The organism is Variovorax sp. OV084, from assembly GCF_900111625.1.
Lineage (GTDB): Bacteria > Pseudomonadota > Gammaproteobacteria > Burkholderiales > Burkholderiaceae_C > Variovorax.
Genome location: NZ_FOII01000002.1, coordinates 382328 through 407544 on the forward strand (window position 1 = coordinate 382328; position 25217 = coordinate 407544).

24 protein-coding genes are annotated in these 25217 nt (G+C 67.4%); 10 read left to right on the top strand and 14 right to left on the bottom strand.

Annotated elements, in window-relative coordinates; genetic code table 11:
- Positions 1-3: 3 nt before the first annotated feature.
- The 8 genes from BMW87_RS08110 to BMW87_RS08145 all read right to left on the bottom strand — a co-directional run bounded on the left by BMW87_RS08110 (position 4) and on the right by BMW87_RS08145 (position 7424).
- Positions 4-444: a helix-turn-helix domain-containing protein gene (locus tag BMW87_RS08110; RefSeq protein WP_093075688.1), complete on the bottom strand. Its 441-nt coding sequence runs from the start codon at positions 442-444 to the stop codon at positions 4-6.
- Between the two features lie 73 nt (positions 445-517).
- Positions 518-847 carry an L-rhamnose mutarotase gene (locus BMW87_RS08115; RefSeq protein ID WP_093075690.1) on the bottom strand — a complete coding sequence of 110 codons (330 nt, stop codon included), beginning with the start codon at positions 845-847 and terminating at the stop codon, positions 518-520.
- Between the two features lie 29 nt (positions 848-876).
- Positions 877-1653, bottom strand: coding sequence for an SDR family oxidoreductase (locus BMW87_RS08120; protein WP_093075691.1), 777 nt, complete (start codon positions 1651-1653; stop codon positions 877-879).
- A gap of 18 nt (positions 1654-1671) precedes the next feature.
- Positions 1672-2949: an L-fuconate dehydratase gene (locus BMW87_RS08125; protein ID WP_093075693.1), complete on the bottom strand. Its 1278-nt coding sequence runs from the start codon at positions 2947-2949 to the stop codon at positions 1672-1674.
- Positions 2950-2969: 20 nt separating this feature from the next.
- A complete protein-coding gene (locus BMW87_RS08130) occupies positions 2970-3923 on the bottom strand; it encodes an ABC transporter substrate-binding protein (protein WP_093049126.1) in 954 nt (317 codons plus the stop codon).
- A gap of 44 nt (positions 3924-3967) precedes the next feature.
- Entirely contained in the window at positions 3968-4993 is a 1026-nt protein-coding gene (locus BMW87_RS08135; RefSeq protein WP_093049123.1) for an ABC transporter permease, read from the bottom strand.
- Between the two features lie 16 nt (positions 4994-5009).
- Entirely contained in the window at positions 5010-6536 is a 1527-nt protein-coding gene (locus tag BMW87_RS08140) for a sugar ABC transporter ATP-binding protein (protein ID WP_093075694.1), read from the bottom strand.
- Positions 6537-6548: 12 nt separating this feature from the next.
- Positions 6549-7424: an amidohydrolase family protein gene (locus BMW87_RS08145; protein WP_093075696.1), complete on the bottom strand. Its 876-nt coding sequence runs from the start codon at positions 7422-7424 to the stop codon at positions 6549-6551.
- 188 nt (positions 7425-7612) lie between these two features.
- On the opposite strand from BMW87_RS08145, the gene BMW87_RS08150 reads away from it, so the two are divergent.
- Entirely contained in the window at positions 7613-8392 is a 780-nt protein-coding gene (locus BMW87_RS08150) for an IclR family transcriptional regulator (RefSeq protein ID WP_093076066.1), read from the top strand.
- On the opposite strand, the gene BMW87_RS08155 is transcribed toward BMW87_RS08150, so the two are convergent.
- A complete protein-coding gene (locus tag BMW87_RS08155) occupies positions 8389-8826 on the bottom strand; it encodes a helix-turn-helix domain-containing protein (protein ID WP_093075697.1) in 438 nt (145 codons plus the stop codon). The two genes, BMW87_RS08150 and BMW87_RS08155, sit on opposite strands and share 4 nt — an antisense overlap.
- A 78-nt stretch (positions 8827-8904) precedes the next feature.
- Here BMW87_RS08155 and BMW87_RS08160 point away from each other — a divergent pair, with 78 nt between their 5' ends.
- Positions 8905-9753 carry a class I SAM-dependent methyltransferase gene (locus BMW87_RS08160; protein ID WP_093075699.1) on the top strand — a complete coding sequence of 283 codons (849 nt, stop codon included), beginning with the start codon at positions 8905-8907 and terminating at the stop codon, positions 9751-9753.
- 70 nt (positions 9754-9823) lie between these two features.
- Positions 9824-11710: an ATP-binding response regulator gene (locus BMW87_RS08165; RefSeq protein WP_093075700.1), complete on the top strand. Its 1887-nt coding sequence runs from the start codon at positions 9824-9826 to the stop codon at positions 11708-11710.
- On the opposite strand, the gene BMW87_RS08170 is transcribed toward BMW87_RS08165, so the two are convergent.
- Genes BMW87_RS08170 through BMW87_RS08180 form a run of 3 tightly spaced genes read right to left on the bottom strand, consistent with a single transcriptional unit; the run spans position 11682 to position 16796 of the window.
- Positions 11682-12659 (bottom strand): tripartite tricarboxylate transporter substrate-binding protein, encoded by a 978-nt coding sequence (locus BMW87_RS08170; protein WP_093075702.1) that lies wholly within the window; start codon positions 12657-12659, stop codon positions 11682-11684. The genes BMW87_RS08165 and BMW87_RS08170 overlap by 29 nt on opposite strands.
- A gap of 43 nt (positions 12660-12702) precedes the next feature.
- The gene (locus BMW87_RS08175; protein ID WP_371258804.1) at positions 12703-13998 is read right to left on the bottom strand and encodes an alpha/beta hydrolase family protein; all 1296 of its coding nucleotides are present in this window, start codon (positions 13996-13998) and stop codon (positions 12703-12705) included.
- Positions 13999-14048: 50 nt separating this feature from the next.
- On the bottom strand, positions 14049-16796 hold the full coding sequence (locus BMW87_RS08180; protein WP_093075705.1) for a tannase/feruloyl esterase family alpha/beta hydrolase: 2748 nt from the start codon (positions 16794-16796) through the stop codon (positions 14049-14051).
- A gap of 118 nt (positions 16797-16914) precedes the next feature.
- On the opposite strand from BMW87_RS08180, the gene BMW87_RS08185 reads away from it, so the two are divergent.
- Positions 16915-17835 carry a LysR family transcriptional regulator gene (locus tag BMW87_RS08185; protein ID WP_093075707.1) on the top strand — a complete coding sequence of 307 codons (921 nt, stop codon included), beginning with the start codon at positions 16915-16917 and terminating at the stop codon, positions 17833-17835.
- Entirely contained in the window at positions 17832-18824 is a 993-nt protein-coding gene (locus BMW87_RS08190) for a Bug family tripartite tricarboxylate transporter substrate binding protein (protein ID WP_093075708.1), read from the top strand. Before BMW87_RS08185 ends, BMW87_RS08190 begins: the two co-directional genes overlap by 4 nt.
- Here BMW87_RS08190 and BMW87_RS08195 read toward each other — a convergent pair whose 3' ends face one another.
- Positions 18825-19388, bottom strand: a complete 564-nt coding sequence (locus BMW87_RS08195; RefSeq protein WP_093076067.1) for a putative glycolipid-binding domain-containing protein — start codon at positions 19386-19388, stop codon at positions 18825-18827.
- A 95-nt stretch (positions 19389-19483) separates the two neighbouring features.
- Here BMW87_RS08195 and BMW87_RS08200 point away from each other — a divergent pair, with 95 nt between their 5' ends.
- The 5 genes from BMW87_RS08200 to BMW87_RS08220 all read left to right on the top strand — a co-directional run bounded on the left by BMW87_RS08200 (position 19484) and on the right by BMW87_RS08220 (position 24136).
- Entirely contained in the window at positions 19484-20008 is a 525-nt protein-coding gene (locus BMW87_RS08200; protein WP_093075710.1) for a C4-dicarboxylate ABC transporter substrate-binding protein, read from the top strand.
- On the top strand, positions 20009-21496 hold the full coding sequence (locus tag BMW87_RS08205; RefSeq protein ID WP_093075711.1) for a TRAP transporter large permease subunit: 1488 nt from the start codon (positions 20009-20011) through the stop codon (positions 21494-21496).
- 30 nt (positions 21497-21526) lie between these two features.
- Positions 21527-22132 carry a YiiX family permuted papain-like enzyme gene (locus BMW87_RS08210; protein ID WP_093075713.1) on the top strand — a complete coding sequence of 202 codons (606 nt, stop codon included), beginning with the start codon at positions 21527-21529 and terminating at the stop codon, positions 22130-22132.
- A 119-nt stretch (positions 22133-22251) separates the two neighbouring features.
- Positions 22252-23445, top strand: coding sequence for a Y-family DNA polymerase (locus BMW87_RS08215; RefSeq protein ID WP_093049081.1), 1194 nt, complete (start codon positions 22252-22254; stop codon positions 23443-23445).
- Between the two features lie 7 nt (positions 23446-23452).
- On the top strand, positions 23453-24136 hold the full coding sequence (locus tag BMW87_RS08220; RefSeq protein ID WP_093075714.1) for a TIGR02117 family protein: 684 nt from the start codon (positions 23453-23455) through the stop codon (positions 24134-24136).
- Between the two features lie 10 nt (positions 24137-24146).
- Here the strand turns inward: BMW87_RS08220 and BMW87_RS08225 are convergent, their stop codons facing one another.
- Positions 24147-25190 carry a purine-nucleoside phosphorylase gene (locus BMW87_RS08225; RefSeq protein ID WP_093075716.1) on the bottom strand — a complete coding sequence of 348 codons (1044 nt, stop codon included), beginning with the start codon at positions 25188-25190 and terminating at the stop codon, positions 24147-24149.
- Between the last annotated feature and the right edge of the window lie 27 nt (positions 25191-25217).

Genomic DNA, 25217 nt, shown 5'->3' on the forward strand with positions numbered 1-25217 from the left:
TGGCTACTCGGCTTCCAGACGCTGCGCCACTTCGTGCTTGCTCAGCCCGCGCACCGAAGCAAGGTTCTCGAGTTGCGCTGCCCTGGGCCGGGCCTTGCCCTGTTCCCAGTGGTAGATCGTCTGGCCCGACACGCCCACCAGCTTTCCATAAGACGCGGCGGAAATACCCAGCTTCGTGCGATGCGCAGCCAGGCGCCCGGCACTGAAGCGGCGCTTGGTTCCGCCTTCATCCGACTCGTCTGGTTCGCTCGCGCGTGCACTGCGGGCCGTGCCTTTGGCAACGTTGCGCAGTTCCTTCTCCAGTGAACTCACTTGGCGGCGCAATGCCGCTATGGCCGCGCGGTGATGAACCGATGCCTTCTTGAGGGTTTCCATTTCTGCGCGGACTTCCTTGCGGGCGACACGCGAGATTTCAGATTTAAGGATGGATGCAATGTTTGGCATGCCGGCATTGTGCCCAGCAAATGTAAACACGGGACAAAAATGTCAAATCTTGGATCAAATTTGAATCTTTTGATTACAAAGCGAAGATCCGCGTCATCGCGACCCACTTCTCCCCTTCAGGCGTCCAGGGCGTGGGCGCCTGGAACTTCCACATCAGTTCTTCCCACTCCCTGATCTTTGGATTGCTCCGCGTGGCAAGCGCCATGGCATCGGCGTTGTAGCAGGCATCGTCCGTCTCCATCAGCATCACCATCCGCGTACCGAGCCGGTAGATTTCCATGGCCGTTATGCCGTGCGCATTCAGGTGCTCGCGCACCTCGGGCCAGATGCTGCGGTGATAAGCCTCGTACTCGGCGATCAATGCGGGGTCGTCTTTCAAATCGAGAGTCAGGAAATGGCGCATGGCTTGTTCCGATCAAAGCAGGGAATCAATCAGGTCAGCGCCCGATCCAGATGCGTATATCCGCCGTCCACAAACACCCATTGCCCGGTGGTGTGCGCGGCACGCTCCGACAACAGGAACACGACGTTGTCCGCAACCTCCTGTGGAGTCGTCATGCGGCGGCCAAGCGGGATCTTGTCGGTGATCTCCGCGAGCTTGCGATCAGGCTCGTCGAACGCGGAAATCCAGCGCTGGTACAGCGGCGTCATCACCTCGGCCGGGATCACCGCGTTCACGCGAACGCCGTCCTCCAGCAATGAAGCAGCCCACTCACGCGTCAGCGACAGTTGCCCGCCCTTGGCGGCGGTGTAGCCGCTGGTGTTGCCCTGCCCCGTTATTGCCGTCTTCGACGAGATGTTCACGATCGCGCCGCGGCTGGCCTTCAGGTGCGGCAGGCAGTAATGCGCCATCACGTAGCAGTGGACGAGATTGCGTTCGAGTGAACGTACGAAGGCCTCGCGTCCCGCCTCCAGCCCCACGCTGTCGTTCACGCCCGCGTTGTTGACCAGGCCATCGATGCGACCGAACTCGGCGGCGGTATCGGCAATGGCCTTGGCACAAGCGGTTTCTTCCATCAGCTCGAACTGGAAGAACCGCGCACGCGGCTGCAGCGAACGCAATGCCTCTTCAAAAGGCGCTTCGAGCGGATTCTTCCCGCAGATCACAGGCACCGCGCCCTCCTGTGCCAGCGTCATCGAAATGGCCGCGCCGATTCCGCTGCCGCCACCGGTAACGATCACCACCTTGTCCTTCAGATTCAGGTCCATGCTGTGCGATGCCTTTCCTTATCCACGAAAGCGGTATTTCTCCAGCGACTCCGGCTTCATCGTGATCGAGAAGCCCGCGCCCTTCGGCGGCATGTAGGCCGCATTGCGAATCTCGCAGGGCTCGACGAAGTGCTCGTGCAGGTGGTCGACATACTCGACCACGCGGCCTTCGCGCGTGCCCGAGATGCAGAGGTAGTCGATCATCGACAGGTGCTGCACGTACTCGCACAGCCCCACGCCCCCTGCATGCGGGCACACGGGCAGTTTGTACTTCGCGGCCATCAGCATCACTGCAAGAATCTCGTTCACGCCGCCTAGCCTGCACGCGTCGATCTGCACCACGTCGATGCCGCCGCGCATGATGAACTGCTTGAACATGATGCGGTTCTGGCACATCTCGCCCGTGGCCACTTTCACCGGTGCGATGCCCTCGCGAATCTTGCGGTGGCCTTCCACGTCGTCGGGGCTGGTGGGTTCCTCGATGAACCACGGCTTGGCAAACGCCAGCTGGCGCACCCAGTCGATGGCCTGGCCGACTTCCCACACCTGGTTGGCGTCGATCATCAGGTGCCGGTCGGGCCCGAGCACCTCGCGCGCCACGCGCAGGCGGCGGATGTCGTCCTGCAGGTCGCGCCCCACCTTCAGCTTGATGTGGTTGAAGCCCGCATCCACAGCCTCTTGCGCGAGGCGCCGCAGCTTCTCGTCGGAGTAGCCCAGCCAGCCGGCCGATGTGGTGTAGCAGGGGTAGCCCTCGGCCTGCAGCGTGGCGATGCGTTCGGCCTTGCCAACGGCCGCCGCGCGCAGCAGGGCCAGTGCCTCGTCCGGCGCGATGCAGTCGGTGATGTAGCGAAAGTCGATGCATCGCACCAGTTCCTCGGGGCTCATGTCGGCTACCAGCTGCCACACGGGCTTGCCTTCGGACTTGGCCCACAGGTCCCACATCGCGTTGACCACCGCGCCGGTCGCAAGATGAATCGCGCCCTTGTCGGGGCCGATCCAGCGCAGCTGGCTGTCCGATGTCACATGCCGCCAGAAGCGGCCCATGTCCTCGGCCACCCATGCCAGGTCGAGCCCCACGACCAGATGCCGCATCGCCTCGATGGCCGCGCAGCAGATCTCGTTGCCGCGGCCGATGGTGAAGGTGAGGCCGTGGCCTTCGAGCCCCGGCTGGTCGGTTTCGAGCACGACGTACGCCGCCGAATAGTCGGGGTCGGGGTTCATCGCATCGGAGCCGTCCAGATGCTGCGAGGTGGGAAAGCGCACGTCGAGCACGCGCATGGATCGGACGATGGTCATGGGACTTTGCGGGCGAGCGATCAGTCGTACAGCACCGCTGCGATCTTCGGATCGGCGATGTTGGTCTTGTCGTACCAGAAGAACCCGGTGTCGACCACCTTCGGCAGCTTCTCGCCCTTGATGGCCTTCACGGCCATCTCGACGGTCTTGTAGCCCATGCCCACGGGGTTCTGCGTGATGGCGCCGGCCATGCTGCCGTCCATGATGGCGTTCTTCTGCTGCTTGCCGGAGTCGTAGCCGATGATCACGACCTTGCCATTGCGCTTCATCTCCTTCACGCCGTTGACCACGCCGATGGCAGAGCCTTCATTGGCGCCGAAGATGCCCTTGAGGTTGGGCGAGGCTTGCAATATCGACTTGGTGATCTCGGTCGACTTCAACTGGTCGCCGCCGCCGTACTGCACGCTCACGATCTTGATGTTCGGGTAGGTCGACTTGATGCGGTTCACGAAGCCGTCGCGCCGGTCGACGCCCGTGCGGCTGGTCTGGTCGTGCACCACCAGCGCGACTTCGCCGCTCTTGCCGATCAGCTCGGCCATCTTGTCGGCTGCGAGCGCGGCGGCAGCCTTGTTGTCGGTGGTCGTGGTGGTCACGGGAATGTCGCTGTCCACGCCCGAGTCGAATGCCACCACCGGAATCTTCGCGGCCTGCGCTTTCTTCAGCAGCGGAATGGCCGCCTGGCTGTCGAGCGCGGCAAAGCCGATGGCCTGCGGCTTCTTGGCAAGCGCGGCAGAAAGCATGTCGATCTGCTTGTCGACCATGGCCTCGGTCTCGGGGCCTTCGAAAGTGACCTTGACCTTGTAGTCTTTCGCGGCCTGCTCGGCGCCCGACTTCACGGCCTGCCAGAACTGGTGCTGGAAGCCCTTCGACACGAGCGGGATGTAGACCTCTTGCGTCTGCGCCTGCGCGATGCCGGCAAGGCCGATGAGCGCCGCGCCCAGCGTGCACGCAACGGCTGTTCTTCTCTGGATCATGCGAAGTCTCCTGTGGTTGTAGAACGAAACGAAAGCGAGGGGAATCAATGCGTCTTGCTGCCGCGGCGGCGCAGGATGTCGGCGTACACGGCCAGGATGATGATCACGCCCGTGACCACCGTCTGCCACTCCTGCGCGACCGAAAGAATGCGCAGGCCGTTGGTGAGCACGCTCATGATGAAGGCGCCGATGATCGTGCCGACGATGGTGCCGGTGCCGCCGCTGAGCGACGTGCCGCCGATGACCACGGCCGCAATCGCGTCGAGTTCGTAGCCCTGCCCCAGCGCGGGCTGCGCCGAGTTCAGGCGCGAGGCAATCAACAGCCCCGCAATGCCGCAGATGCCACCGCTCACCGTGTACACCACGATCTTCCAGAAGTCGGTGTTCACGCCCGACAGGCGCACCGCTTCTTCATTGCTGCCGAGCGCGAAGGTGTAGCGGCCCAGGATGGTCTTGTTGAGCACGATGCTCGCGGCCACCGCCACCAGGAACAGGATCAGCACCGCATTTGGAATCGGCAGCGCCGGAATGAAGTAGCCGATGAGCGAGTCTTGCGAGATCGCCGGAAAGTCCGGCGTGTCGTTGAAGTAGATCGGCTTGGTACCCGAGATCACCAATGACAAGCCCTTGAGCAGCATCATCATGCCCAGCGTCGCGATGAAGGGCGGTATCTTGAGCTTGGCGATCAGCACGCCAGAGACAAAGCCTGCCAGCGCGCCGAAGAGAATCGCGGCCGCAATGCCGAGTGCGAGCGGCATGCCCATGTAGGTGAGCACCACGCCGGCCATGACGGCGCAGAAGGTCATCAGCGTGCCAACCGACAGATCGATGCCCGCGGTGATGATGACGAAGGTGCAGGCAATGGCCAGCACGCCGTTCACCGCTGTCGACTGCAGGATGCTCACGAGGTTGTCGGCCTGCAGAAACTGCGGCGACGCGACGCTGAAGAACACCATCAGCGCGACGAGGCTGGCAAAGGCCAGCAGCTTCTGCCTGGTGGCGGGGCGGAAGAGCCGTGCCCTCAGCGAGAAGCCGGGCGTGACAGCAGTGGTGGCGGTGGGGGTCGTCAAAGGGTGTCTCCAATCGTCATGCGGTGGCGGCAGCAGCAGCGGTGGTTTCACGCCGGGTGGCGAGCTGCATGATCTTTTCCTGCGAGGCTTCGCGCGCCGGCAGCTCGCCGGTGATGCGGCCTTCGCACATCACGAGCACGCGGTGGCTCATGCGCAATATCTCGGGCAGCTCCGAAGAGATGATCACGATGGCCTTGCCCTGCGCGGCAAGCTCGTTGAGCAGGCGGTATATCTCGGCCTTGGCGCCCACGTCGATGCCGCGCGTGGGCTCGTCGAAGAAGAGCACGCCGCAGTCGCGCAGCAGCCACTTAGCGATCACGATCTTCTGCTGGTTGCCGCCCGACAGCAGCCGCACCTGCTGGCGCACCGAAGGCGTCTTGATGCTGAGCTGCTTCACGTAGCGCTCGCCGGCCGCCTCGATGGCGCCCTGGTCGATGAACAGGCCCATCGACAGGAACTTCTTCATGCTCGGCAGCGCGATGTTGGTTTCCACGTCCATGCCGGTGGCCAGACCGAAGTGCTTGCGGTCTTCCGACAGATAGCCGATGCCGTGGGCCACCGCGTCCTCGGGCGACTTGATCGACACCTTCTTGCCGTGCACGAAGACCTCGCCCGCGTCGATACGGTCGGCGCCGAACACGGCGCGCGCCAGCTCGGTGCGGCCCGCGCCCATCAGGCCCGCAAAGCCGAGGATCTCGCCGCGGCGCAGCATGAAGCTCGCGTTGCGCACCATCGTTCCTCGGCAGATGCCCCTGGCCTCGAGCACGATCTCGTTGCCCGAGGTGTCGGGCATGTCGGTTTCCACTTCCGCGAGCTGGCGGCCCACCATCATGGCGATGAGCGAATCCATCGGCGTTTCGGCCATCGGCACGGTGGCGATGTACTGGCCGTCGCGCATCACGGTCACGCGGTCGGCGATGCGCTTGAGCTCGTCCATCTTGTGCGAGATGTAGACGATGGCCACGCCCCGCGACTTCAGCCGCCCGATGATGCGGAACAGGTCGGCCACCTCTTCGTTGTTCAGCGCGGCGGTGGGCTCGTCCATGATGAGCACGCGTGAGTCGAACGACAGCGCCTTGGCGATCTCCACCATCTGCTGCTTGGCCACCGTGAGCTCGCCGACCGGCGTGCGCGGGTCGAGCCGCAGGTTCATGCGCTCGAAGATGCGTTGCGTCTCGGCGCACATGGCCTCTTCGTCGATGAAGAGGCCGAAGCGCCCGCGCGGCTCGCGGCCGATGAAGATGTTCTGCGCGGCGCTCAGGTGGTTCATCAGGTTGAGCTCCTGATGGATGATGCCGATGCCCAGGGCCTGCGCAGCGCGCGGGCTCGCGATGTCCACTGGCTGGCCGTCGAGCAGCACTTCGCCGGAGTCCTTGCGGTACACGCCCGCCAGCACCTTCATCAGCGTGGACTTGCCCGCGCCGTTCTCGCCCATGAGCGCATGCACCTCGCCGGGCAGCAGATCGAACTGCGCCTTGTCGAGCGCGCGCACGCCGGCGAAAGACTTGCTCAGGTCGCGAAGGGTGACGATGGGTTGCGTCATGAACTTTCCCTGTCAGTGCAACGGCAGGTCGTAGAAGCGCTGCGCGGTGCCGTGCCACACGCTGGCCTGCTCGCTCGGCGAAAGGCTGCCGATGCAGGCCTCGCTCACTGCGACCCAGCCCGCGTAGTCGCCGGCCAGCGTGAGCACGGGCCAGTCGCTGCCCCACATCAGGCGATCGGGCCCGAACACGTCGAGCAGGTGCTCCCACACCGGGCGCACGGCGTGCACCGCCGCATTGACGTCGCCGTGCGTGAATGGCGGAGCCTCACCCCACAGCCCCGAGAACTTGCAGCACACCTGCGGCAGTGCCGCGACCGCCGCAATGCTCTTGCGCCATCGCTCGAAGTCTTCGCTGCCGTGCGCGCCGACGGGTGGCTTGGCCCCATGGTCGACCACCACCGGCAGCTCCGGCCATTGCTTCAGGAAGCGCAGCAGCGGCGGCAAGTGCCGTTGCTTCACCAGCGCATCGAAGCGCAGGCCGAGTCGCAGCAAGGTGCGCAGCGCATCAGGACGCGGCCGGTGCGCGATCCAGTCGTCGTCGGGCAGGTCCTGCAGCATCGGCCGCACGCCCTTGAACCTGGGGTGCCGCGCCATCCGCTCCAGCGAGGCGACGGCGCCGGGCCGGCTCAGGTCGACCCAGCCGACCACGCCGCCGATGACGTCGTGCGCCGTGGCCAGGTCGAGCATGAAGTCGGTTTCGGCCTTCGATTCGGCAGCCTGCACCAGCACGGTCCGGCCCACGCCGTGCGCCTGCAGCAGCGGCGCGAGGTCTTCGGGCAGGAAGTCGCGCACCAGCGGGGCCAGCGTCGGCACGCTCGCGCTCAACCACGTGTAGTCGCCGCGTGCGGGCCGCCAGAAATGCTGGTGCGAGTCGATGCGCTGGATCATGTCGGGTCGCGGGCAGCGGTATGCTGCCGAACGCCTTGCCTCTCTAGTCCATGTGTGAACAGAGTATTTACATACGAACTTTTAGCGTCAAGCGCACTTCATGGGTGCTTACCCGTAGAACGAAACTTGCAAAAAGCAATGTCTGCTGTTGAAATTCACCAGTGAACAAATCGATTCAAACCGACATCCTGAGCAAGCCCGCCGAAGACCCTGAGCGCTACCGCGCGCCCGCGCTCGACAAGGGCCTGGACATCCTCGAACTGCTGGCCGACCAGCCTGAGGGCCTGACGCGCGGCGAGATCGTGAAGGCGCTCGACCGTGGCCCGAGCGAGATCTACCGCATGCTCGAACGGCTGGTGGCGCGGCAGTACGTGCTGCGTTCGCTCGCGGGCGACCGCTACAGCCTGAGCCTGAAGATGTTCGACCTGGCGCACCGCTACCCGCCGAACCACCGGCTGGTCACGCAGGCGCTTCCGGTGATGGACCGCTACGTAAAGGAGGCCGAGCAGTCGTGCCACCTGGGCGTGTACGACCGGGGCAACGTTCAGATCGTGGCGCAGGTCAACAGCCCGGCGGCGAGCAACATGACAGTGCGGCCCGGCACACGCGTGAACCTGCTCGACACCGGCTCGGGCCAGGTGCTGCTGGCCTGCGAATCGGACGAGCGGCGCAAGCAGATGGTGGCCGAGCACGTGGCGCTCGACGGCGAGGTGCAGATACCGCCCGACGAGCTGGAGCACATGCTCGAAGCCGTGCGCGCCACGGGCTACCGGCAGCGCGAGAGCATGCAGTACTTCGGCGTGATCGACATCTCGTGCCCCATCCTCGGCCCGCACGGGCATGCGCTGGCGGTGCTCACCACGCCGTACATCCGGCGCATCGACCGCCATACCATTCCGTCGCTGGACCGCGCGCGCGAACTGATGCTGCAGGCTGCGCGCGACCTCTCGCTGCTCGCGAACGCCTAGTTCCCGGGAGGCTTGGGCGCCTTCTTCTTTCGCCCCCCGATGGCCCCGGACGCCGCAGCCCCGAGGATGCGGCAAAAGGTGGGGCATTCCATGTGACTGGGCGCGCGGCACACAGCAGCGTGCCGCAGGCCGTCGCGCATGGCGCTCAGGCTGCGGATCGTCCTGTCGAGTTCTTCCGCCTTGGCTGTGAGCATCAACCGGTCGATGCGCGGCTGCCCGTTGGGCCCGAACATGCGCGCGATCTCGTCCAGAGAGAAGCCGGCGGCGCGCCCCAGTGCAATGAGTGCGAGCCGCTCCAGCACGCCGGCATCGAACAGGCGACGCAGGCCTTGCCGCCCGGTCGAGGCGATCAGCCCCTTCTCGTCGTAATAGCGCAGCGTCGAGGCGGGCACGCCGGAGCGCTGCGCAACCTCGCCGATATCCAGATGTTTCATTACCCTCTTGACCTCAAGCCGACTTGAACTTGCATAGTGCGTTTTCCGCCTCATGAAGGCAAGCCAAAGGAAACGACCATGGACGACACCAACCCGCAGGCCGGCGACGAACAGGCAAGGCTCTGGAACGGCTCGGCCGGACGCGCCTGGGTCGACACGCAGGCAACGCTCGACCGCCTGTTCCAGCCCTTCGAAGACCTGCTCGTCGAGGCTGCGTCCGCCCGACCGGGAAGCTGCGTGCTCGACGTGGGCTGCGGCACCGGCAGCACCACGCTCGCATTCGCACGGCTGCATGGCGCCGAAGCAGGCTGCGTCGGCATCGACATCTCGGAGCCGATGATTGCCGTCGCCCGCAGCCGCGCCGAACGCGAAGGCTCGCCGGCAAGCTTCATCTGTGCCAACGCGCAGACCCACGCCTTCGAGCCCGCGAGCTTCGACAGCATCATGTCGCGCTTCGGCGTGATGTTCTTCGACGACCCCGCGCGGGCCTTTGCCAACCTGCGGACTGTCGCAAGGGACAACGCCGAGCTGCGCTTCATCGCCTGGCGCAGTGCGGCAGAAAACCCGTTCATGACCACCGCCGAGCGCGCCGCCGCGCCGCTGCTGCCGAACCTCCCCGCCCGCCGGCCGGATGCACCGGGCCAGTTCGCCTTCGGCGACAAGCGCCGGGTCCACGCCATCCTCGAAGAGAGCGGCTGGGCCGGCATCGAAATCCAGCCCATCGACGTGCCCTGCACCATGCACGAGAAAGAACTGCTCGGCTACCTGAGCCGGCTCGGCCCTGTCGGCAATGTGCTTCAGCAGGCGGACGAGCACATGCGTGCACAGGTAATCGACACGGTGCGTGCCGCCTTCGAGCCTTTTGTGCATGGCGACGAAGTGCGCCTGACCGCAGCCTGCTGGATGGTCGTTGCACGCGCACCTTGAAAGCACCGGAGCGCGCCGCACGAACTCCTGCAAGCCTTGCACACGTATCGCCTCCCTTACACTGCCCTTCATGAGTACGCAGGGCTCACCCTCATCCGCGCCAGGCAACACGATCACGGGCGCAGATGCACCGCCTGGCCCCGGCGACTCCCATGCCCAGCTGGTTCGCGAACGCCTGTTGCGCCGCATGTTCGTGATGGGCCCGCCCACGGTGCTCACAGCGCTGGCCGCGGTCATCGCGATGGCCGGCGTGTTCTTCTGGATGACGCGCGGCCTCGGCGCATTGATATGGGGCTTCGTGATCTGCGCGCTGCTCGGCCTGAGGCTGGTGTTCATGCGCTGGAACGCGCGTCTGTACCCGGAGCCCGAGTTCACCTTGCGCCAGCCCGATGGCGCGTGGCGTTTCATGTGCCCGCTGGGTGCCTACATGTCCATGTGGACACTGGCGCCCTGGGCGCTGATGCCGCCGGGTACGGAATCGCCCATGCGAATCTTGATACTGCTGCTGGGCATGTTCGCCGTGCTGATGGGCTCGGTGCCGGTGATCGCCACATGGCGCGCCATGGTGCCTGTGGTCACCATTCCGCTCACGCTGGGCGTGGTGACGCGCTTCGCGTGGATGGGCGGCACGGACGGCTGGTTCACCTGCGTGGTCGGCCTGCTGTTCGGCGGCTCGATGGCGCGCTACGCACTGTCGCAGCACCAGCTCATCCGGCGCAGCCTGTCTGACCAGATCGACAAGGAACTGCTGAGCGAACAGCTGCTGCGCCAGTCGTTCGAGCTGCAGCGGCTCAACCGCGAGCGCAGCCGGTTTTTCGCGTCGGCCAGCCATGACCTGCGCCAACCCGTGCATGCACTGGCGCTGTTCTCGCGCTCGCTGGAGCGCGACCTCGCGGACCACCCGCTTGCCCCCGTGGCCGGCCGCGTCGTGCAGGCGACCGACGCAGTGAGCGGCCTGCTCAACGCGATGCTGGACATCTCCAAGATCGATGCGGGCACGGTGGTGCCCCAGCCCATGGAGATCGCCGTGGACCCGCTGTTCCTGCGGCTGTCGCAACTCTTCGAGCCGCGTGCCCAGCAGGCGGGGCTCTCGCTGCGGTTCCATACCGGGCCCGAATGGCTGAAAACCGATGCCGACCTGCTGCTGCGCGTGCTGAACAATTTCGTCGACAACGCCCTCAAGTACACACGGCGCGGCGGCATTCTTGTGAGCGCGCGACCACGCGGCGACCGTTTGCGCCTGGCCGTGTGGGACACGGGCCTGGGTATCGCACCCGAGCATCTGCCTCATGTGTTCGACGAGTTCTACCAGGTCGACAACCCGCAACGTGATGTCGCGCGTGGCCTGGGCATCGGGCTGGCCATCGTCAAGCGCCTGGTCGACCTGCTCGGCGGTGAAGTCGGCGTGCGTTCCCGGCAGGACCATGGCAGCGTGTTCTGGGTCGACCTGCCGCGCCGACCACCGGCACCGGCAGCCCCGGCCCTCGCGCCCACGGCTACGCCCGCTCCCGCCTCGATCGACACCACGGAGCTACCGCTGGTGCCGCCACGCGTGCTGCTGCTCGACGACGAGCAACCTGTGGGTGAGGCGGTGCGCATGTGGCTGGCCCCCTATTGCGAGCGCATCGAAATCACCACCCGGCTGTCCGATGCCTGCGCACAGGTGCGGGCAACGCCGGAAGACTTCGACGCTTTCATCGTCGACTTTCGGCTTGCTGACCCGCAGGACGGCATCCAGGCGACCGCGGAACTGCGCCAGCTTGCCGGCCGTCGCGTGCCCACGATCCTGGTCACGGGCGATACCGACCCCGAGCGTGTGCGTGCCGCTTACGCCAGCGATCTGGTCGTGATGTTCAAGCCGGTTCAGCCGGAGGTGCTGCTGCGCACCCTGCACCAGATCATCCGCAGCGAGGAAAGAGAGCCAGCCCTCAGTCCGCGTAGACGCCAGCCGCCTTGATCACAGGCGTCCACTTGGCAATCTCATCGATCACGAACTTCTTGTGACCCGCCGGCTCGATGCGGCCATCGGTAGCCACCACGGCGCCCAGCAGCTCTTCACGATGGATGAAGTCCGGGTCTTTCAGCGCAACCTTCAGCGCGTCATTCAGCTTCTTCAGCACCGGCGCAGGCGTGCCCTTCGGCGCATAGAGACCGTGCCAGATGGTGACCTGGAAGTTCTTCAGCCCGGCTTCGTCGAGCGTCGGCAAATCTTTCAGCATCGGCAGCGCAAGCCGCTTCGATGTGGTGACGGCAAAGGCCTTCACCTTGCCGGCCTGGATCTGCGGCGTGGTGTTGGTGGTCTGGTCGCACAGCAGGTCGATCTGGCCGCCGATCAGGTCGGTGATGGCCGGGGCGGTGCCCTTGTAGGGCACGGGCGTCATCTCGGTCTTGGTGGCGCTCTGGTACAGCAGGCCGCACAGGTGCGAGGCCGAGCCCACGCCCGCGTTGCCGATGTTGATCTTGCCCTTGTTGGCGGCGATCCAGGTGCTCAGCTCCTTGTAGTTGCTGGCGGGAATGCTGGGCTTGGAGATGAGCGTCATCGGCACGTCGTTGACGATGCCCAGGTATTCGAAGTCGGTCTCGACCTTGAACGGCACGTTGCGCACCAGGCTCGGCACGGTGGCCATCGCGATGTGGTTCAGCAGCAGCGTGTAGCCGTCGGGCGCGGCGCGCGCCACCTTGGCCGCGCCGATGGAGCTGCCGGCGCCGGGCACGTTGTCGATGATGACGGTGTTGCCGCCGAGCGGCTTGCGCAACGCCTCGGCGAGGTCGCGCGCCACGCGGTCGGTCGGGCCGCCGGCCGCGAAGGGCACGACGATGGTGACGGGCTTGCTGCCCGGAAAGTCCTGCGCGTGGGCAGCGACGGCGGCAGCGGCGATCGCCGCGAGGGCGAACAGTTTCTTCATGGAGTCTCCGGGACGTTGGAAAAAAATGGATGAAAAAAGTAGATCAGGGCGCGCGTGACGGCACGCGGCTTTCGAGCGCGGGCGGCTGCCACGTGGGCTGGATGTGGCAGCCGTTCTTGCCGTCGGCATCGTAGCGAGGCATCAGCGACTTGCAGCGCTGCGCGAGGCTTTCGGGCGTGGGCTTCTCGCCCTTGTCGATCCAGTCGAGCAGCGCGGCAAAGAGCGCGGGGTATTCCGAATCGCTGAGGTAGCTGTGCTCGCGCTCGTTGCTGAAGCTCTGCACCAGCAGGTCGCCGGTGCCTGCCGCATCGCGGATGCGGCGATAGGAATTTTCCAGCTCGACGAAAGCGGTCGGGTCGTCGATGGCATGCAGGCCCACCGTGGGCAGCGCGGTGCGGCCGGTGGGCTGGCTGTCGGCCGCCAGTGCACCCTTGGCCTGCGGGTCGGCCGCGTAGCGCGCCACGCCGGCATTGAGCGCCGCGTCGTCGGCCGAGCCGCTGTAGACCACGCCGATGTTGCCGAAGGGGTTGCGGCCGTTCAGCCGTTTCTGCACCAGGTCCTGGAACAGCCAGGTCGCCCATGTGAGGTGCCCCACCAACGAGCGCTCCTGGATCTTCACGACCGAAAGAATGGTCTTCAGTTTCGCCGCCTGCTCCGGCGTGCGCTGCGCGGCGGGCAGGCCGACGCCGGTGCACTCCTGCACGCGCGCGGCGAGGTCGGCGCGTGTGAGCTTCGAGTCCATCGGCAGGCCCATCCACAGCGGGTACTGCGGCTCGTCGGGGCGCGGGTGGTTGCGGCAGACGTACTGGTACACCACGCGCAGGTCGAGCCGGAAGTCGTAGGCGCTGTTGCCGCCGCCGAGCACGCCGCTGGTCAGCAGCAGGCCGTCGTACGGGCTCTTCGCGCCGCCGGCCGGCGCATACAGCTCGGCCGCTTTCGCCGCCACGCCGGCGCCGTAGCTCTGCCCGTGCAGCAGCGTGCGGCGCGGCTGGCCGAAGTGGCTCACGAAGATCTGGCGCAGGCGCTCGGTGTCTTCGGCCGACATGGTCACGCCGTAGCCGCCGCGCCGGTAGGTGGAACCGGCCCAGGCGTAGCCGGCCTTCACGGTGACGGCCCAGCGCTTGAGGTCTTCCGCGCTGCGCTCGAGCTTGGGCGGTCCGGTCTCGGGGCCGCCGTGGGCGTGCATGACGAGCACGCCGCGGTTCCAGTCCTTCGGAATGGCGATCCAGTAGAGGGCACCCGTGCCGTCCTCACCGGTGTAGCAGCGCGCGGCCTCGGGCACCGGCGCGGGGCAGGTGGCGGCCTTGGGTACGGTCGCCGCCGCATGCGCAGACAACATCGGCGCAGCGCCGATCAGTGCGAATGCCGCGAGGCTGGACAGTCGTTTTTTCAATGGCGTACTCCGAATTCGAGCGCCGCGTTCGCTCCCGGGTCGGAGACGAAGGCGAGAACGCCGCTGTTGAAGATGAAATTGCCCGGTCGGCCCGCATCGGCCTGCACCACGCCCAGCACGGGCGCGTCGTAGCTCAGCACCGCGGCAGCACCCGCCAGATTGAAACCGTTGCCGGCCACCGTGGCATCGTGGTTCTCGCCCTTGACACTGACCAGCGCATAGCTCCCGTCGGCCGTGCCGGGCGTCAGGCTCTGCTGCAGGCCGAACACACGCAGCCCCGCATTCGCGGCCGACTCGCGCACCAGGTGCACCGGCACGGCGACGCCGTTGACCAGGCCGATCACCATCGAGCCGGTGAGCGTGCCGCCGGTGGTCACGGCGCTGCCCGTGGGCGAGGTGGTGAACAGGTCGAACGAGGCGCGCGTGGTGTTGTAGGCGACGTAGCCCTTCTCGGTCTGCGTGCAGTTGGCGTCGTAGATCATGAAGCCGCCCGACACCGGGTCGCGGCAGTACTGGAAGGTGCCCGCATTGCGCAGCCGCACGGCCAGCGACTGCGCGCTGGTGCCGCCCGTGCCCTGCTGCACGCCCACCGCGTTGAAGATGTTCGCCACCGACTTGAAGTCGCCCGACACCGGCGCCGCCGCGAAGGTGTTCTGGAACGCCACCAGGGGCGCAAAGCCGCCGCCGCTGGGCGCGTTCACGCCGCCCGACACCACGCCGCCGGGCCCGAAGCTGAACACCGCGCCGCTCTCGGCGCTCGAATAGCTGCAGTTGCCCTCGGCAATGAGCGAGCCGGTGCGTTGCGTGCCCACGGTGCGCTGCAGGCTGGCATCGATGGTCACGGTGTAGGTCATGGCGGCGGGGTCGATCTGCACGCGCAGCTCTTCGCCGAAGCTGTTGCCGCCCTTGTAGCTGGTGACGGAGGCGGGCAGGTTCGGGCAGGCCAGCGGGTCGCCGACCTCGGTCACGCAGCTGTAGTTGACGGCCGCGTCCAGGCTGCCGCTGCCGCGGTACTTGGGCCATGCCGGAAACCGGCACAGAGGGCGCGTGCGGCCATAGGTGCCGGCCACCGCGTCGGCCGCGATGCCGGTGGCGGGCGCGAGGCCGCCTTCCACCCAGCCTTCGAGCGCGGCGAGCGAGTCCCAGTTGGGAATGAAGCTGCCGGTGCCGTGGCCCATGCCGGGCACGGTGTAGAAGCGCATGCCCTGGTCGACCGCCGCCTGGCCCAGCGTGGCGACGACCTGCTTGTAGTAGTCGATGGTCGAGTTGTTGCTGATCACCTCGTCGGCCAGCCCGTGCAGCATGATGAGCCGGCCGCCATGGCCGAAGAACGGCGCCAGGTTGGGGTTGGTCGCGTCCGTGAGGTTCGATACCGCTGTCACTCGCGCGGTGTAGGCGCCCGGGTCGAGTGGGTCGAAGGTGAGCGAATCGAAGGCGTCGATGCGCGTGACGAAGTACTTCACCCACTGGTCGCCGGTGACGTACATGTTGGCGTCCAGCGAGGTCGCCGGGTTGCCCGGCACGGCGCGCGTGCCGAGGTCGCGCGTGGTGTACGGGCCGGCCACCAGCGTGCCTTCGAGGATGTTGTAGCCGCCCGCGCGCTTCACGCCGTTGGCCAGCGAGTAGGTCGTGAAGTCCAGCGGGTTCTCGATGGCGCGCACGGTGTCGAGCTGCGCGTCCGACAGGCAGGTGTTGCCCGTGTCCGTGCCGCCGGGGCAGCGCAGCGAGGCCAGGATCTGCGTGTTCAGCAGGCGGCAGCTCTCCACATTGCTGATGAGGTTGTCGGCTGCGCCGTCGAGCTTGTCGCAGGCGTTCATCACGGTCTTCTGCACCAGCAGCGTCTTGGTCAGGTTCATCCAGCCCGCGCCGCCGTTGCGGTACAGGGCGCGGCCCACGGCCACGTTCGACAGGCGCGTGCCGGTGTAGTTGAGCGCGGGCTCGTTGGCGATCACGCCGTCGTAGTCCAGCGGCCAGCGCTGGATGTAGCTCAGCGCGTCGCGCCCGCCGGTCGAGGTGCCGAGAAAGTAGGCGTGCTTGGGCGCCATGCCGTAGCGCGCGAGCACCAGCGCCTGCGCCACGTCGCGCGTCTTCTTGAGCGAGAGGCCGCCGTAGTTGGCAAGCTGCTCGTCGTTGGCCGCGAACTTGCCGTCGGTGATGCTGCCCGACTGGTGGCCCGAGTCGTCGCCGTAGGTGGCGTAGCCCAGCGCCAGCGGCGCGGGCTTGTCGGCGGGGCCGAAGCGGATGACCTCGGTGCCGTCGATGAGCACGCCGTCGAAGCCGCCGCCGCCGAAGTGGATGGTCTTCTGGTTCCACTTCTCGGGCAGGTTCACCGCGAAGTTGATGACCTGCGAAGCGGGGTCCACCGGCTGGATGGTGCCGCGCACGCGGCAGTAGTCGCCGAGCGTGTTGCCCACGTCGCCCGCGGCCACGGGCGTGGCACTGGTGACGGTGGCGCCTTGCGTGGGCAGACTGATGAGCGAGGCAGGCAGGCTCTTGCCCGACAGGTCGGCACACGAGACAACCGGCTGCACGGGCGGGGGCGGCGGGTTGTCGGGCGGGCCGTCCGGCGGGTTGTCGGCGGGCGGGTTATTGCCGTCGCTGGCGGGCGGGGTTGTGGGCAGGATCGGGAGGAAGCCGGCACCGCCGCCTCCCCCACCGCCGCCACCACAGGCGGCAAGGATCAGCGCAATACCGATCGCGGAAACGACGGCACGAAACATCGAGGCGGGGCGCGTTTTGCGCATGGATTTGTCTCCGGCATGCGGCCTCGGTGGGCCGCTTTTTGAATAGGCGGCCGGACGATAGATTCGGGGTGACTTAGGGTCAAATAAAATAACAAGGCACTCTTCATACGAAAAAAATATGGACATACGGGCACTGCGCTACTTCGCCGCCGTCGCGGAGACCGGCCACATGACACGCGCGGCCGAGCAACTGGGCATCCAGCAGCCGCCGCTCAGCCAGCAGATCAAGGCGCTGGAACGCGAGCTGGGTGTGCTGCTGTTTCGCCGCCATCCGCGCGGCGTGGCCCTCACCGACGCGGGCCGGCTCTTTCAGACCGAGGCGCTGCGCATGCTGCAGGACATGGACGCCATGAAACAGCGCATGGTGCGTGTAGCCAAGGGCCAGGCCGGCACGCTCGCAGTCGGCTTCACCAGCTCGGCCGCGGCGCACCGCTTCATGCCCGAGGCGCTGCGCGAGTTCCGCCGGGCGTACCCGGCGGTGGAGCTTCAGCTGCGCGAAGACAACGCCGCCGAACTCACCGAGGCGCTGGCCGCGGGCCGACTGCACTGCGGCCTGCTGCGCGTGCCGGTCGCGCGGCCCGAGGGGCTGGTGTTCGAGACGCTGCTGCGCGAGCCAGTGCTCGTTGCCATGCCCAGCGACCATCGCTTTGCCCTCGGCCGCAACAAGGCCTCGCGCCCGCTGCCGCTCGCGAAGCTGTGCGAGGAAGGCATCATCCTCGTGCGCCGCCCCGGCGCGCCCGGCCTCTATGCCGACCTGCTAGCGCTGTGCCACGCCAAGGGCCTGCGCCCGCGCGTGGTGGCCGAAGTCGATCGCATGATGACCAACCTGAACCTAGTGGCTGCCGGTGTCGGCCTGTCGGTGGTGCCGGCCTCGATGACCGGCGTGCACGCGCATGCCATCGCCTATGCGCGGCTGGCCGATGGCGGCCAGCTCGATGCGCCGCTCACGCTGGTGTCGCGCGTCGAGGAAGACAACCTGCCCGCGCAGCATTTCGCGGAGCTGCTGCGCAGGTTGGCTGTCGAAAATCCGGGGTCATGAGCTTGCTGCGGCGTCGTCATTTCATCCAGCGCGCGGGCGGCGCGCTCGCGGCGGCGATGTGCGCACTGCCGGAGGTGTCGCATGCCGCGCCATGGCCAAGCCGCCCGGTGCGCCTGATCGTGGTCTACCCGCCCGGCGGGGTGAGCGACGGCATGGCACGCGTGCTGGCGGAGCCTCTGGCGCAGTCGCTGGGCGTGCCGGTGCTGATCGAAAACCGTCCCGGTGCGGGCGGCAGTCTCGGCATGGATGCGCTCGCGCGCGCAACGCCCGACGGCTGCACACTGGCCTTCTCCGCCATCAGCCCGCTCACGCTGCACCCGCTGCTGGCGCGCGTGCCCTACGACCCGCAGCGTGCCTTCGTGCCCGTAGCCAGCGTGATGCGCACGCCGGTGCTTGTGGTGGGCACGCCGGCCTTCACAGGGCACGGCTTCGGCGAGCTGATCGCGCAGGCGCGCAGGCAACCGGGCGAGGTGCGCTGGGCCACCTCGGGCGTGGCGACCATCGGCCACCTGGTGCTGGCGCAGGTGCGCGTGCAGAGCCGCACCGACATCACGCACATCCCCTACCAGGGCGGCGGGCCGCAACTCAACGATGCGCTGAGCGGACAGTTCGAGGTGCTGTCGACCAACGTCGCGGCGCAGCAGCTTCAGTACATCGAAGGCGGGCGCTTCCAGGCGCTTGCAGTCGGCGCGCCTGCTCGCATCGAGGCACTGCCAGCGGTGCCCACGCTCGCGGAGCTGGGCTTCGAGAAGGCGAACCGCGATTCGCTCTTCGGCATCTTCGCGCCTGCGCGCACGCCGGTGGCGGTGGTGCAGCGGCTCAATGCGGAGATCAATCGTGTGCTGGACAGCAGTGTGGTGCGTGCGCGGCTGCGTGGGGCCTACAACCTGCCGGCCGGTGGTGGCACCGACGATTTCGCGCACGAGATAGCGGTTGATCGACGGCACAATCGCGAACTGGTCGCGGGCGACCGCTCACAGTTCGACTGATTACTTCTCGGCGACCCAGAGCCTCGGGTAGTCGCGCACGAAGCCGTCTTCCGTCACGCTCAACATCGCCGCATAGTCGAAGCGCTTGGCCTCATAGGCATATTCGCTCTCGCTACGCCGCTCGTAGCGCTGCGCCAGCTCGCTCAGCACGCCACCACCATCCAGATCGACCCAGGCCGCCGGAGCATCGGCGCCCTCGCCCTTCGCCAGGTTGAGCCGTCGCAACTGCAGCAGGTTGGTAGCAGGCGTGAAGCCCAGGTCGAGATCGACGCAGTGCGACAGGTCGGGCACCGCCTCGTCGTTGAGCTTCCAGTGGCCACGCGCGTCGCGGGCAATCGACAGATCGACGGCCGCGTCGCCCAGCCAGCCGCGCACGGTGCCCCATTGGGTGTGCCAGTGCAGGTCGCAGCGCACGCGGTAATGCAGCTGGCCGATGCGGCCGTCTTCCTGTCGGAACACGGCCGCGCCATCGAGTTGCCAGGCCGTGGCATTGCGTTCTAGACGGCAGGCGTCGTGGCCCGGTACATCGAGCCTGCGCCAGAGGATGGAGGCGACTGTTTGCATGGCGCGGATGATGGCACCGGCATGCTGCACCACGCAAGCAATGACCCGCGCGGCCGCAGGTGGTGGTCAGGTTCCGGGAAGACTATCGGCGTCGCATGACGCCGCCACCTGCCGATCTTCCAGCCCCTCCCCCGCCGCAGGCGCCGCGCTGGCTCGACTGGATCGACCGCGCGGCGATGCCCTTTGCCATCGCAATCGCCCTGCTGCTGTTCGCCCAATGGCCGCTGCGCGACCTGGCCGGCTCGGGCAATGGCCCCACGCAGGCCAACGACCTCGCGCAGTGGCTGTTCGCGCTGTACGTTGCGGTGGCGCTGCGGCACGCCGGGCGCCGCGGCGCGCACCTCGTGGCGCGGCCCGACCTGGCTGCCGACACCAGCGGGCGCTTTGCACGGGCGCGCCGCATCGGGGCGGCGCTGTGCGTGCTGCCGTGGGCTCTGTTCCTGATCGTGACGGCCACGGTGCCGGTGTGGCGCTCGGTGGCCGCGTTCGAGCTGTTCCCCGACACCTTCAACCCCGGCTATTTCATGATCAAGGTGGCGCTGCTGCTGCTCGCGGTGTTGCTGGCGGTGCAGAGCGCGCTCGATCTCCTGCGCGAACTGCGCCATCCACGCGGGCACTGAATGGCCTGGCTCGGACTCGCCCTGCTCGCGCTGGCCCTGGCGCTGATGATGACCACCGGCTGGCCGACTTATGCCGTGCTGCTCGGCGTGTGCACGCTGGGCGCGCTGGCCGGACTGGCGCTGGGTGCGTTCGATGCGGCGCTGCTGCAGAACCTTCCGTGGCGCATCGTCGGCCTGCTGGAGCACGACCTGCTTCAGGCGCTGGCGCTCTACGCGCTGGTGGGCGCGCTGCTCAACCGGCTGGCGCTGGCCGAGCACCTGTACAACGGCTTGCGCAAGGCGCTGGCTTTCGTCGCCCCGCGCGCCGCATCGGAGCTGGCCGGCATGGTGCTGGGGCTGATGCTCGCGCCGATGAACGGCTCGGTCGGCGCCAGCCTGCTGACGCTGGCGCGCACGGCCGGCAAGGGCTGGGCAGCCGAAGGCCTGCCCGCGGCACAACGCACCGCGCTCGTGGCCGTGACCAGCACGCTGGGCGTGATCGTGCCGCCATCGCTTGTGCTTCTGCTGCTCGGCGACGCGATGCTGCGCGCCCACACCGAGGGCGTGAACATGGCGCGCACGCTGGCCTTGCCCACAGCCAATGCCAACCGCATCGTCAACACACAGGACATCCTCCAGGCCGCACTGGTGCCAGCAGCGGCGCTGCTGATCGGCTGGCTCGCGGTCGCGTGGTTCGGCGCCCGGCGCGGCAAGCCCGCCGCCACTGCAGCACCGCGCGAGCCGATGCAGCCGCGTGAAGGCTGGACGCTGCTGCTCGTGCCCCTGCTGATCGGCGCCCTGCTCGTGCTGGTCACGCTGGGCAGGGTGCGCGCGGTCGAGGGCGCGGCCGCCGCCTGCGTGCTGCTGCTCGGCTGGGGCCTGGTGTCGCGCCAGCTCACGCGAGCGGTGCTGTGGCAGGTGCTCGACGACGCGATGGCGCTCACCGGCGCACTGTATGCGCTGCTGGTGGCGGCCACCACCTTCTCTCTGCTGTTGCGCGGCTTCGGCACCGACGGGCTGATCGCGCGGCTCATGCTGTCGCTGCAGGGCCACCCCATGGTCGGGCTCATGGCGGTGCTGGCCGTGCTGCTGGCCTGCGCCTTCGTTCTCGACGCCTTCGAACTGATCTTCCTCATCGTGCCCATCGTCATGCCGCCGGTGCTCGCCCAGCTCGACGACGCCGCATGGATCGCCACCCTGACCCTGCTGGTGCTGCAGGCCGGCTTCCTGCTGCCGCCTTTCGGCTATGCGCTGGTGCTGGCACGCGGACAGGTCGCGCCGCGCCCGCCGGTGGCTGCCGTAGCGCGGGCACTGGCGCCTTACCTGGCGGTGCTCGCCACCGTGACAGCACTGGTGATGGCGCTGCCCGAGACCACGCGCTGGCTGCGCACCTCGCCAACCGCGCTCGCGCCCGCCGAGCCGATGAACGATGAAGCGGTGGACCGCCTGATGCGCGAGATGGCGCCGCCCGACACCGGCGACAGCGCCGCTCCACCAGAGGAGAAATAGCGCCGCGGCGTGCCGCACAATGCGCGGCGTATGACATTCAAGCTCCCCGTCGCGCTCGCGCTCGTCCTGTCCTCCAGCGCCAGCCACGCGGCGGCGTTGAAAGACGGCGACATCATCTTCCACACCTCGCGTTCGGCGCAGAGCATCGCGGTGCAGCGCGCCACCGGCTCGCGCTACAGCCACATGGGCATCGTGCTGTTGCGGGGCGGCAAGCCTTATGTGTTCGAGGCGGTGTCGACGGTGCGCTACACGCCGCTTGCGCAATGGACCGCGCGCGGCAACGGCGGGCACTACGTGGTGAAGCGGCTGCGCAATGCCGACACGCTACTGACACCAGGCGCAGTGGCCAAACTGCGCGCGGGCACCTCTGACTTCGAAGGGCGGCCCTACGACCTGACCTTCGAATGGTCCGACAAGCGCATCTACTGCTCCGAACTCGTGTGGAAGCTCTACCAGCGCGCGCTGGGCGTGCGCATCGGCGAGCTGCAGAAGATCCGCGAATTCAACCTGGGCGACCCTGCGGTGCGCGCCAAGATGCGCGAGCGCTATGGCGACAAGGTGCCGATGGACGAGCCGGTGATCTCGCCGGTGGCGATGTTCGAATCGCCGCTGCTCGTGACCGTCGAAACCCGCTGACCGGATCTCCCCCGCACGGGCACACGCCGCCCGACCGCGAGACAATCGTGGCCGTGAGTTCACAGACCCAGCCACCGTCACCTGCGCCACCGCCGATCCGCCGCATCGCGCACCTCGACATGGACGCCTTCTACGCGTCGGTCGAGCTGCTGCGCTATCCGCAGCTCAAGGGCCTGCCGGTGGTGATCGGCGGCGGGCGGCGGCGCGTGGACGAAGCCATCCGCAACCTGCCCGAGGGCGGCACGCTGGCCGACATTCCGGTCGAGTCCTTTCCGCTGCTGAAGGACTACACCGGCCGCGGCGTGATCACCACCGCCACCTACCCGGCGCGGCAGTTCGGCGTGGGCTCGGCCATGGGGCTCATGAAGGCGGCCAAGCTGTGCCCGCAGGCCATCATCCTGCCGGTGGACTTCGACGAGTACCGGCGCTATTCGCGCGCCTTCAAGAACCTCATCCTGGAGGTCGCGCCGCTCATGGAAGACCGCGGCGTGGACGAGGTGTACATCGACTTCACCGACGTGCCCGGCGGCCAGCGCGACGGCGGGCGCTCGCTGGCACGACTGCTGCAAAAAGCCATCTTCGATGCCACCGGCCTGACCTGCTCCATCGGCGTGGCGCCCAACAAGCTCATCGCCAAGATGGCGAGCGAGTTCAACAAGCCCAACGGTATCTCCATCGTCTACGAGGACGATCTCGAATCGCGCATCTGGCCGCTGCCCTGCCGCAAGGTGAACGGCATCGGCCCCAAGGCCGACGAGAAGCTCAAGCGCTTCGGCATCGAGACCGTAGGCCAGCTCGCGGCGCGCGACCGCGACTGGCTCATTGCCACCTTCGGCAAGGCCACCGGCGCATGGATGCACGAGGTGGCCTGGGGCCGCGACAACCGCCCGGTGGTGACCGAGAGCGAGCCCGTGTCGATGAGCCGCGAGACCACCTTCGACCGCGACCTGCACGCGGTGCGCGACCGCGCCGAGCTGGGCGCGATCTTCACGCAGCTGTGCGAGCAGCTCGCCGCCGACCTGCAGCGCAAGGGCTACGTGGGCAAGACCATCGGCATCAAGCTGCGTTACGACGATTTCAAGATCGCCACGCGCGACCAGACCATCGACCGCTTCACGGACGACGCGAAGACCATCCGCCACACGGGCGGTCTGTGCCTGAAACGCGTGCCGCTGGAGCGCCCGCTGCGCCTCCTGGGCGTGCGTGTGGGCGCGCTGGCAAAGGCGGGCAGCCCCGAGGCGCTGGCGCCCGCCGGGGCCGGTGCGCATCGCGCCGCGTCGGAACCGGCGGCGACCACCGCGTCGCTGTTCTGAACACGCCATGGTGAAACGCTGGCTGCGGCGCATCGCCTTCACGCTGCTGGGCTTCGTCGCGCTGGTCGGCCTCTACGTGGCCACGGCTTGCGTGCTGGTATTCTGGCCGGCCAATGCGCAGCCATCGAACGATGCAACCGCCGACGTACAGGCCTGGGTGCTGAGCAACGGCGTGCACACCGACTACGTGTTCCCCATCCGCTCGGCCACCGTCGACTGGCTGCAGGTGTTCCCGCTGAAAGACTTCAAGGCGCCGCCGCCCGATGCCGAGTTCATCGCCATCGGCTGGGGCGACCGCGAGTTCTACCTGAACACGCCCACCTGGGGCGACCTGACGGCGGCGCGCGCCTTCGGGGCGCTGTCGGGCGGCAACCGCGCGCTGATGCATGTGAGCTACCTGCGGCGCAACCAACTGGGGCGCGGCGCCTACAGCCTGCCGCTCTCGCAGGCGCAGTACGCGCAACTGGCCGGCTACGTGCGCGCCGCGCTGCCCTCGGGCCAGGCCACGCCCATTGCGGGCGCGCACTACGACAGCCAGGACGCCTTCTACGAAGCCGAAGGCGGCTACAACCTCTTCGAGACCTGCAACACCTGGACTGGGCGCGGGCTGCGGCGCTCGGGCGTCATCGTCAGCCGCTGGACGCCCTTCGACTTCACGGTGACGTGGCACCTGAAGCCGGTGCGGCCCTGAGCGACGAAGCTCAGGGCTTGGGCACGCCGGCCGACCACTGCGGCCAGTTCGCGACGATGTGATCGACCACGCGGCTGCCCACCAGCTCGATGTTTTCCACCGTCTCGGCAAAGCCGCCGGCCGTTTCGCCCGGTGCAGGGTCCAGGTGCTGCAGCGTGGTTTCCTTCGGGCTGCCCTGGTCGAAGTTGACGGCGCCGCGCAGGCTCATCACGCGGTCGGTGCCGTGGGTGCGCTTGATCACGAGGGTGATGGCGGCGGCTTCCATTTCGGTGATGACGTAGTCGTCGGCACCGTAGAGCTTGGCGATGTACTGCGCCTGCTTCGACATGCCGGGGCCGTGGAAGAAGGTGTCGCCGGTCATGTGCGTGCCGGTACCTACGAAGGGCGCGCGGCGGGCCGCGGCATCGGGGTAGCGCAGGCGGTACTTGCGGGCCGAGTCGGCGTCTTTCAGCGGCGTGTCGGCCGAGAGCTTCATGGCCCAGCCCACGAGGTCGGGGTTGAGCTTGAAGCGGCGGTATTCCTCGTAGCCCTTGCGCGGCATGAAGGTCGGTTCGCCTGGCTTGTTCTCTTCGGGTGCCCAGCGGTGGCCCAGGTCGTAGTCGACCAGCCAGGTGGCCCAGCTCACTTCGCCGATGGTGCCGCGCGAGGGCGGCGTGCCGGCCACGCCCGAGATCACGTAGTAGCTCTGCGAGAAGTCGAACTGCGGGTTCAGCAAGATGGCCTGCATAGACGACGACGAGTTGACCTTGCCCATGCCGAGCACCGCGCCGCACACGCCGTCGGTGTTGCAGTACACGGGCTGCAGTGCGCCGGGCACCGCAATGGGCCTGGCGCCCTTCCAGTAGCGCTCGTACCAGTGCTGGAACTCGCCGGCGCGGTCACCGGTGTTCTGGCCGATCTCGAACATGGCGGCGACGAAGACCTTGACCTTCACGGGCGCAGCCGGGGCAGATGCGGTCGGGGTCGAAGTGGAAGCACAGGCCGTGAACAGCAGCGCCGCGGCGGGCACAGCCAGCCAGCGGGCGGTGAAAAAGGAGGACTTGGAAGAAGTCATTCTGGAACCCGTTAAGAAGGACAAAGA

Coding starts and splice junctions, on each gene's coding strand:
- BMW87_RS08140 (WP_093075694.1), bottom strand. CDS start 6,536: ATGACGCAACCCATCGTCACCCTTCGCGACCTGAGCAAGTCTTTCGCC.
- BMW87_RS08225 (WP_093075716.1), bottom strand. CDS start 25,190: ATGACTTCTTCCAAGTCCTCCTTTTTCACCGCCCGCTGGCTGGCTGTG.
- BMW87_RS08215 (WP_093049081.1), top strand. CDS start 22,252: ATGGACGCCTTCTACGCGTCGGTCGAGCTGCTGCGCTATCCGCAGCTC.
- BMW87_RS08170 (WP_093075702.1), bottom strand. CDS start 12,659: ATGAAGAAACTGTTCGCCCTCGCGGCGATCGCCGCTGCCGCCGTCGCT.
- BMW87_RS08185 (WP_093075707.1), top strand. CDS start 16,915: ATGGACATACGGGCACTGCGCTACTTCGCCGCCGTCGCGGAGACCGGC.
- BMW87_RS08180 (WP_093075705.1), bottom strand. CDS start 16,796: ATGCGCAAAACGCGCCCCGCCTCGATGTTTCGTGCCGTCGTTTCCGCG.
- BMW87_RS08165 (WP_093075700.1), top strand. CDS start 9,824: ATGAGTACGCAGGGCTCACCCTCATCCGCGCCAGGCAACACGATCACG.
- BMW87_RS08220 (WP_093075714.1), top strand. CDS start 23,453: ATGGTGAAACGCTGGCTGCGGCGCATCGCCTTCACGCTGCTGGGCTTC.
- BMW87_RS08195 (WP_093076067.1), bottom strand. CDS start 19,388: ATGCAAACAGTCGCCTCCATCCTCTGGCGCAGGCTCGATGTACCGGGC.
- BMW87_RS08190 (WP_093075708.1), top strand. CDS start 17,832: ATGAGCTTGCTGCGGCGTCGTCATTTCATCCAGCGCGCGGGCGGCGCG.
- BMW87_RS08130 (WP_093049126.1), bottom strand. CDS start 3,923: ATGATCCAGAGAAGAACAGCCGTTGCGTGCACGCTGGGCGCGGCGCTC.
- BMW87_RS08200 (WP_093075710.1), top strand. CDS start 19,484: ATGACGCCGCCACCTGCCGATCTTCCAGCCCCTCCCCCGCCGCAGGCG.
- BMW87_RS08160 (WP_093075699.1), top strand. CDS start 8,905: ATGGACGACACCAACCCGCAGGCCGGCGACGAACAGGCAAGGCTCTGG.
- BMW87_RS08120 (WP_093075691.1), bottom strand. CDS start 1,653: ATGGACCTGAATCTGAAGGACAAGGTGGTGATCGTTACCGGTGGCGGC.
- BMW87_RS08155 (WP_093075697.1), bottom strand. CDS start 8,826: ATGAAACATCTGGATATCGGCGAGGTTGCGCAGCGCTCCGGCGTGCCC.
- BMW87_RS08205 (WP_093075711.1), top strand. CDS start 20,009: ATGGCCTGGCTCGGACTCGCCCTGCTCGCGCTGGCCCTGGCGCTGATG.
- BMW87_RS08110 (WP_093075688.1), bottom strand. CDS start 444: ATGCCAAACATTGCATCCATCCTTAAATCTGAAATCTCGCGTGTCGCC.
- BMW87_RS08125 (WP_093075693.1), bottom strand. CDS start 2,949: ATGACCATCGTCCGATCCATGCGCGTGCTCGACGTGCGCTTTCCCACC.
- BMW87_RS08145 (WP_093075696.1), bottom strand. CDS start 7,424: ATGATCCAGCGCATCGACTCGCACCAGCATTTCTGGCGGCCCGCACGC.
- BMW87_RS08175 (WP_371258804.1), bottom strand. CDS start 13,998: ATGTTGTCTGCGCATGCGGCGGCGACCGTACCCAAGGCCGCCACCTGC.
- BMW87_RS08115 (WP_093075690.1), bottom strand. CDS start 847: ATGCGCCATTTCCTGACTCTCGATTTGAAAGACGACCCCGCATTGATC.
- BMW87_RS08210 (WP_093075713.1), top strand. CDS start 21,527: ATGACATTCAAGCTCCCCGTCGCGCTCGCGCTCGTCCTGTCCTCCAGC.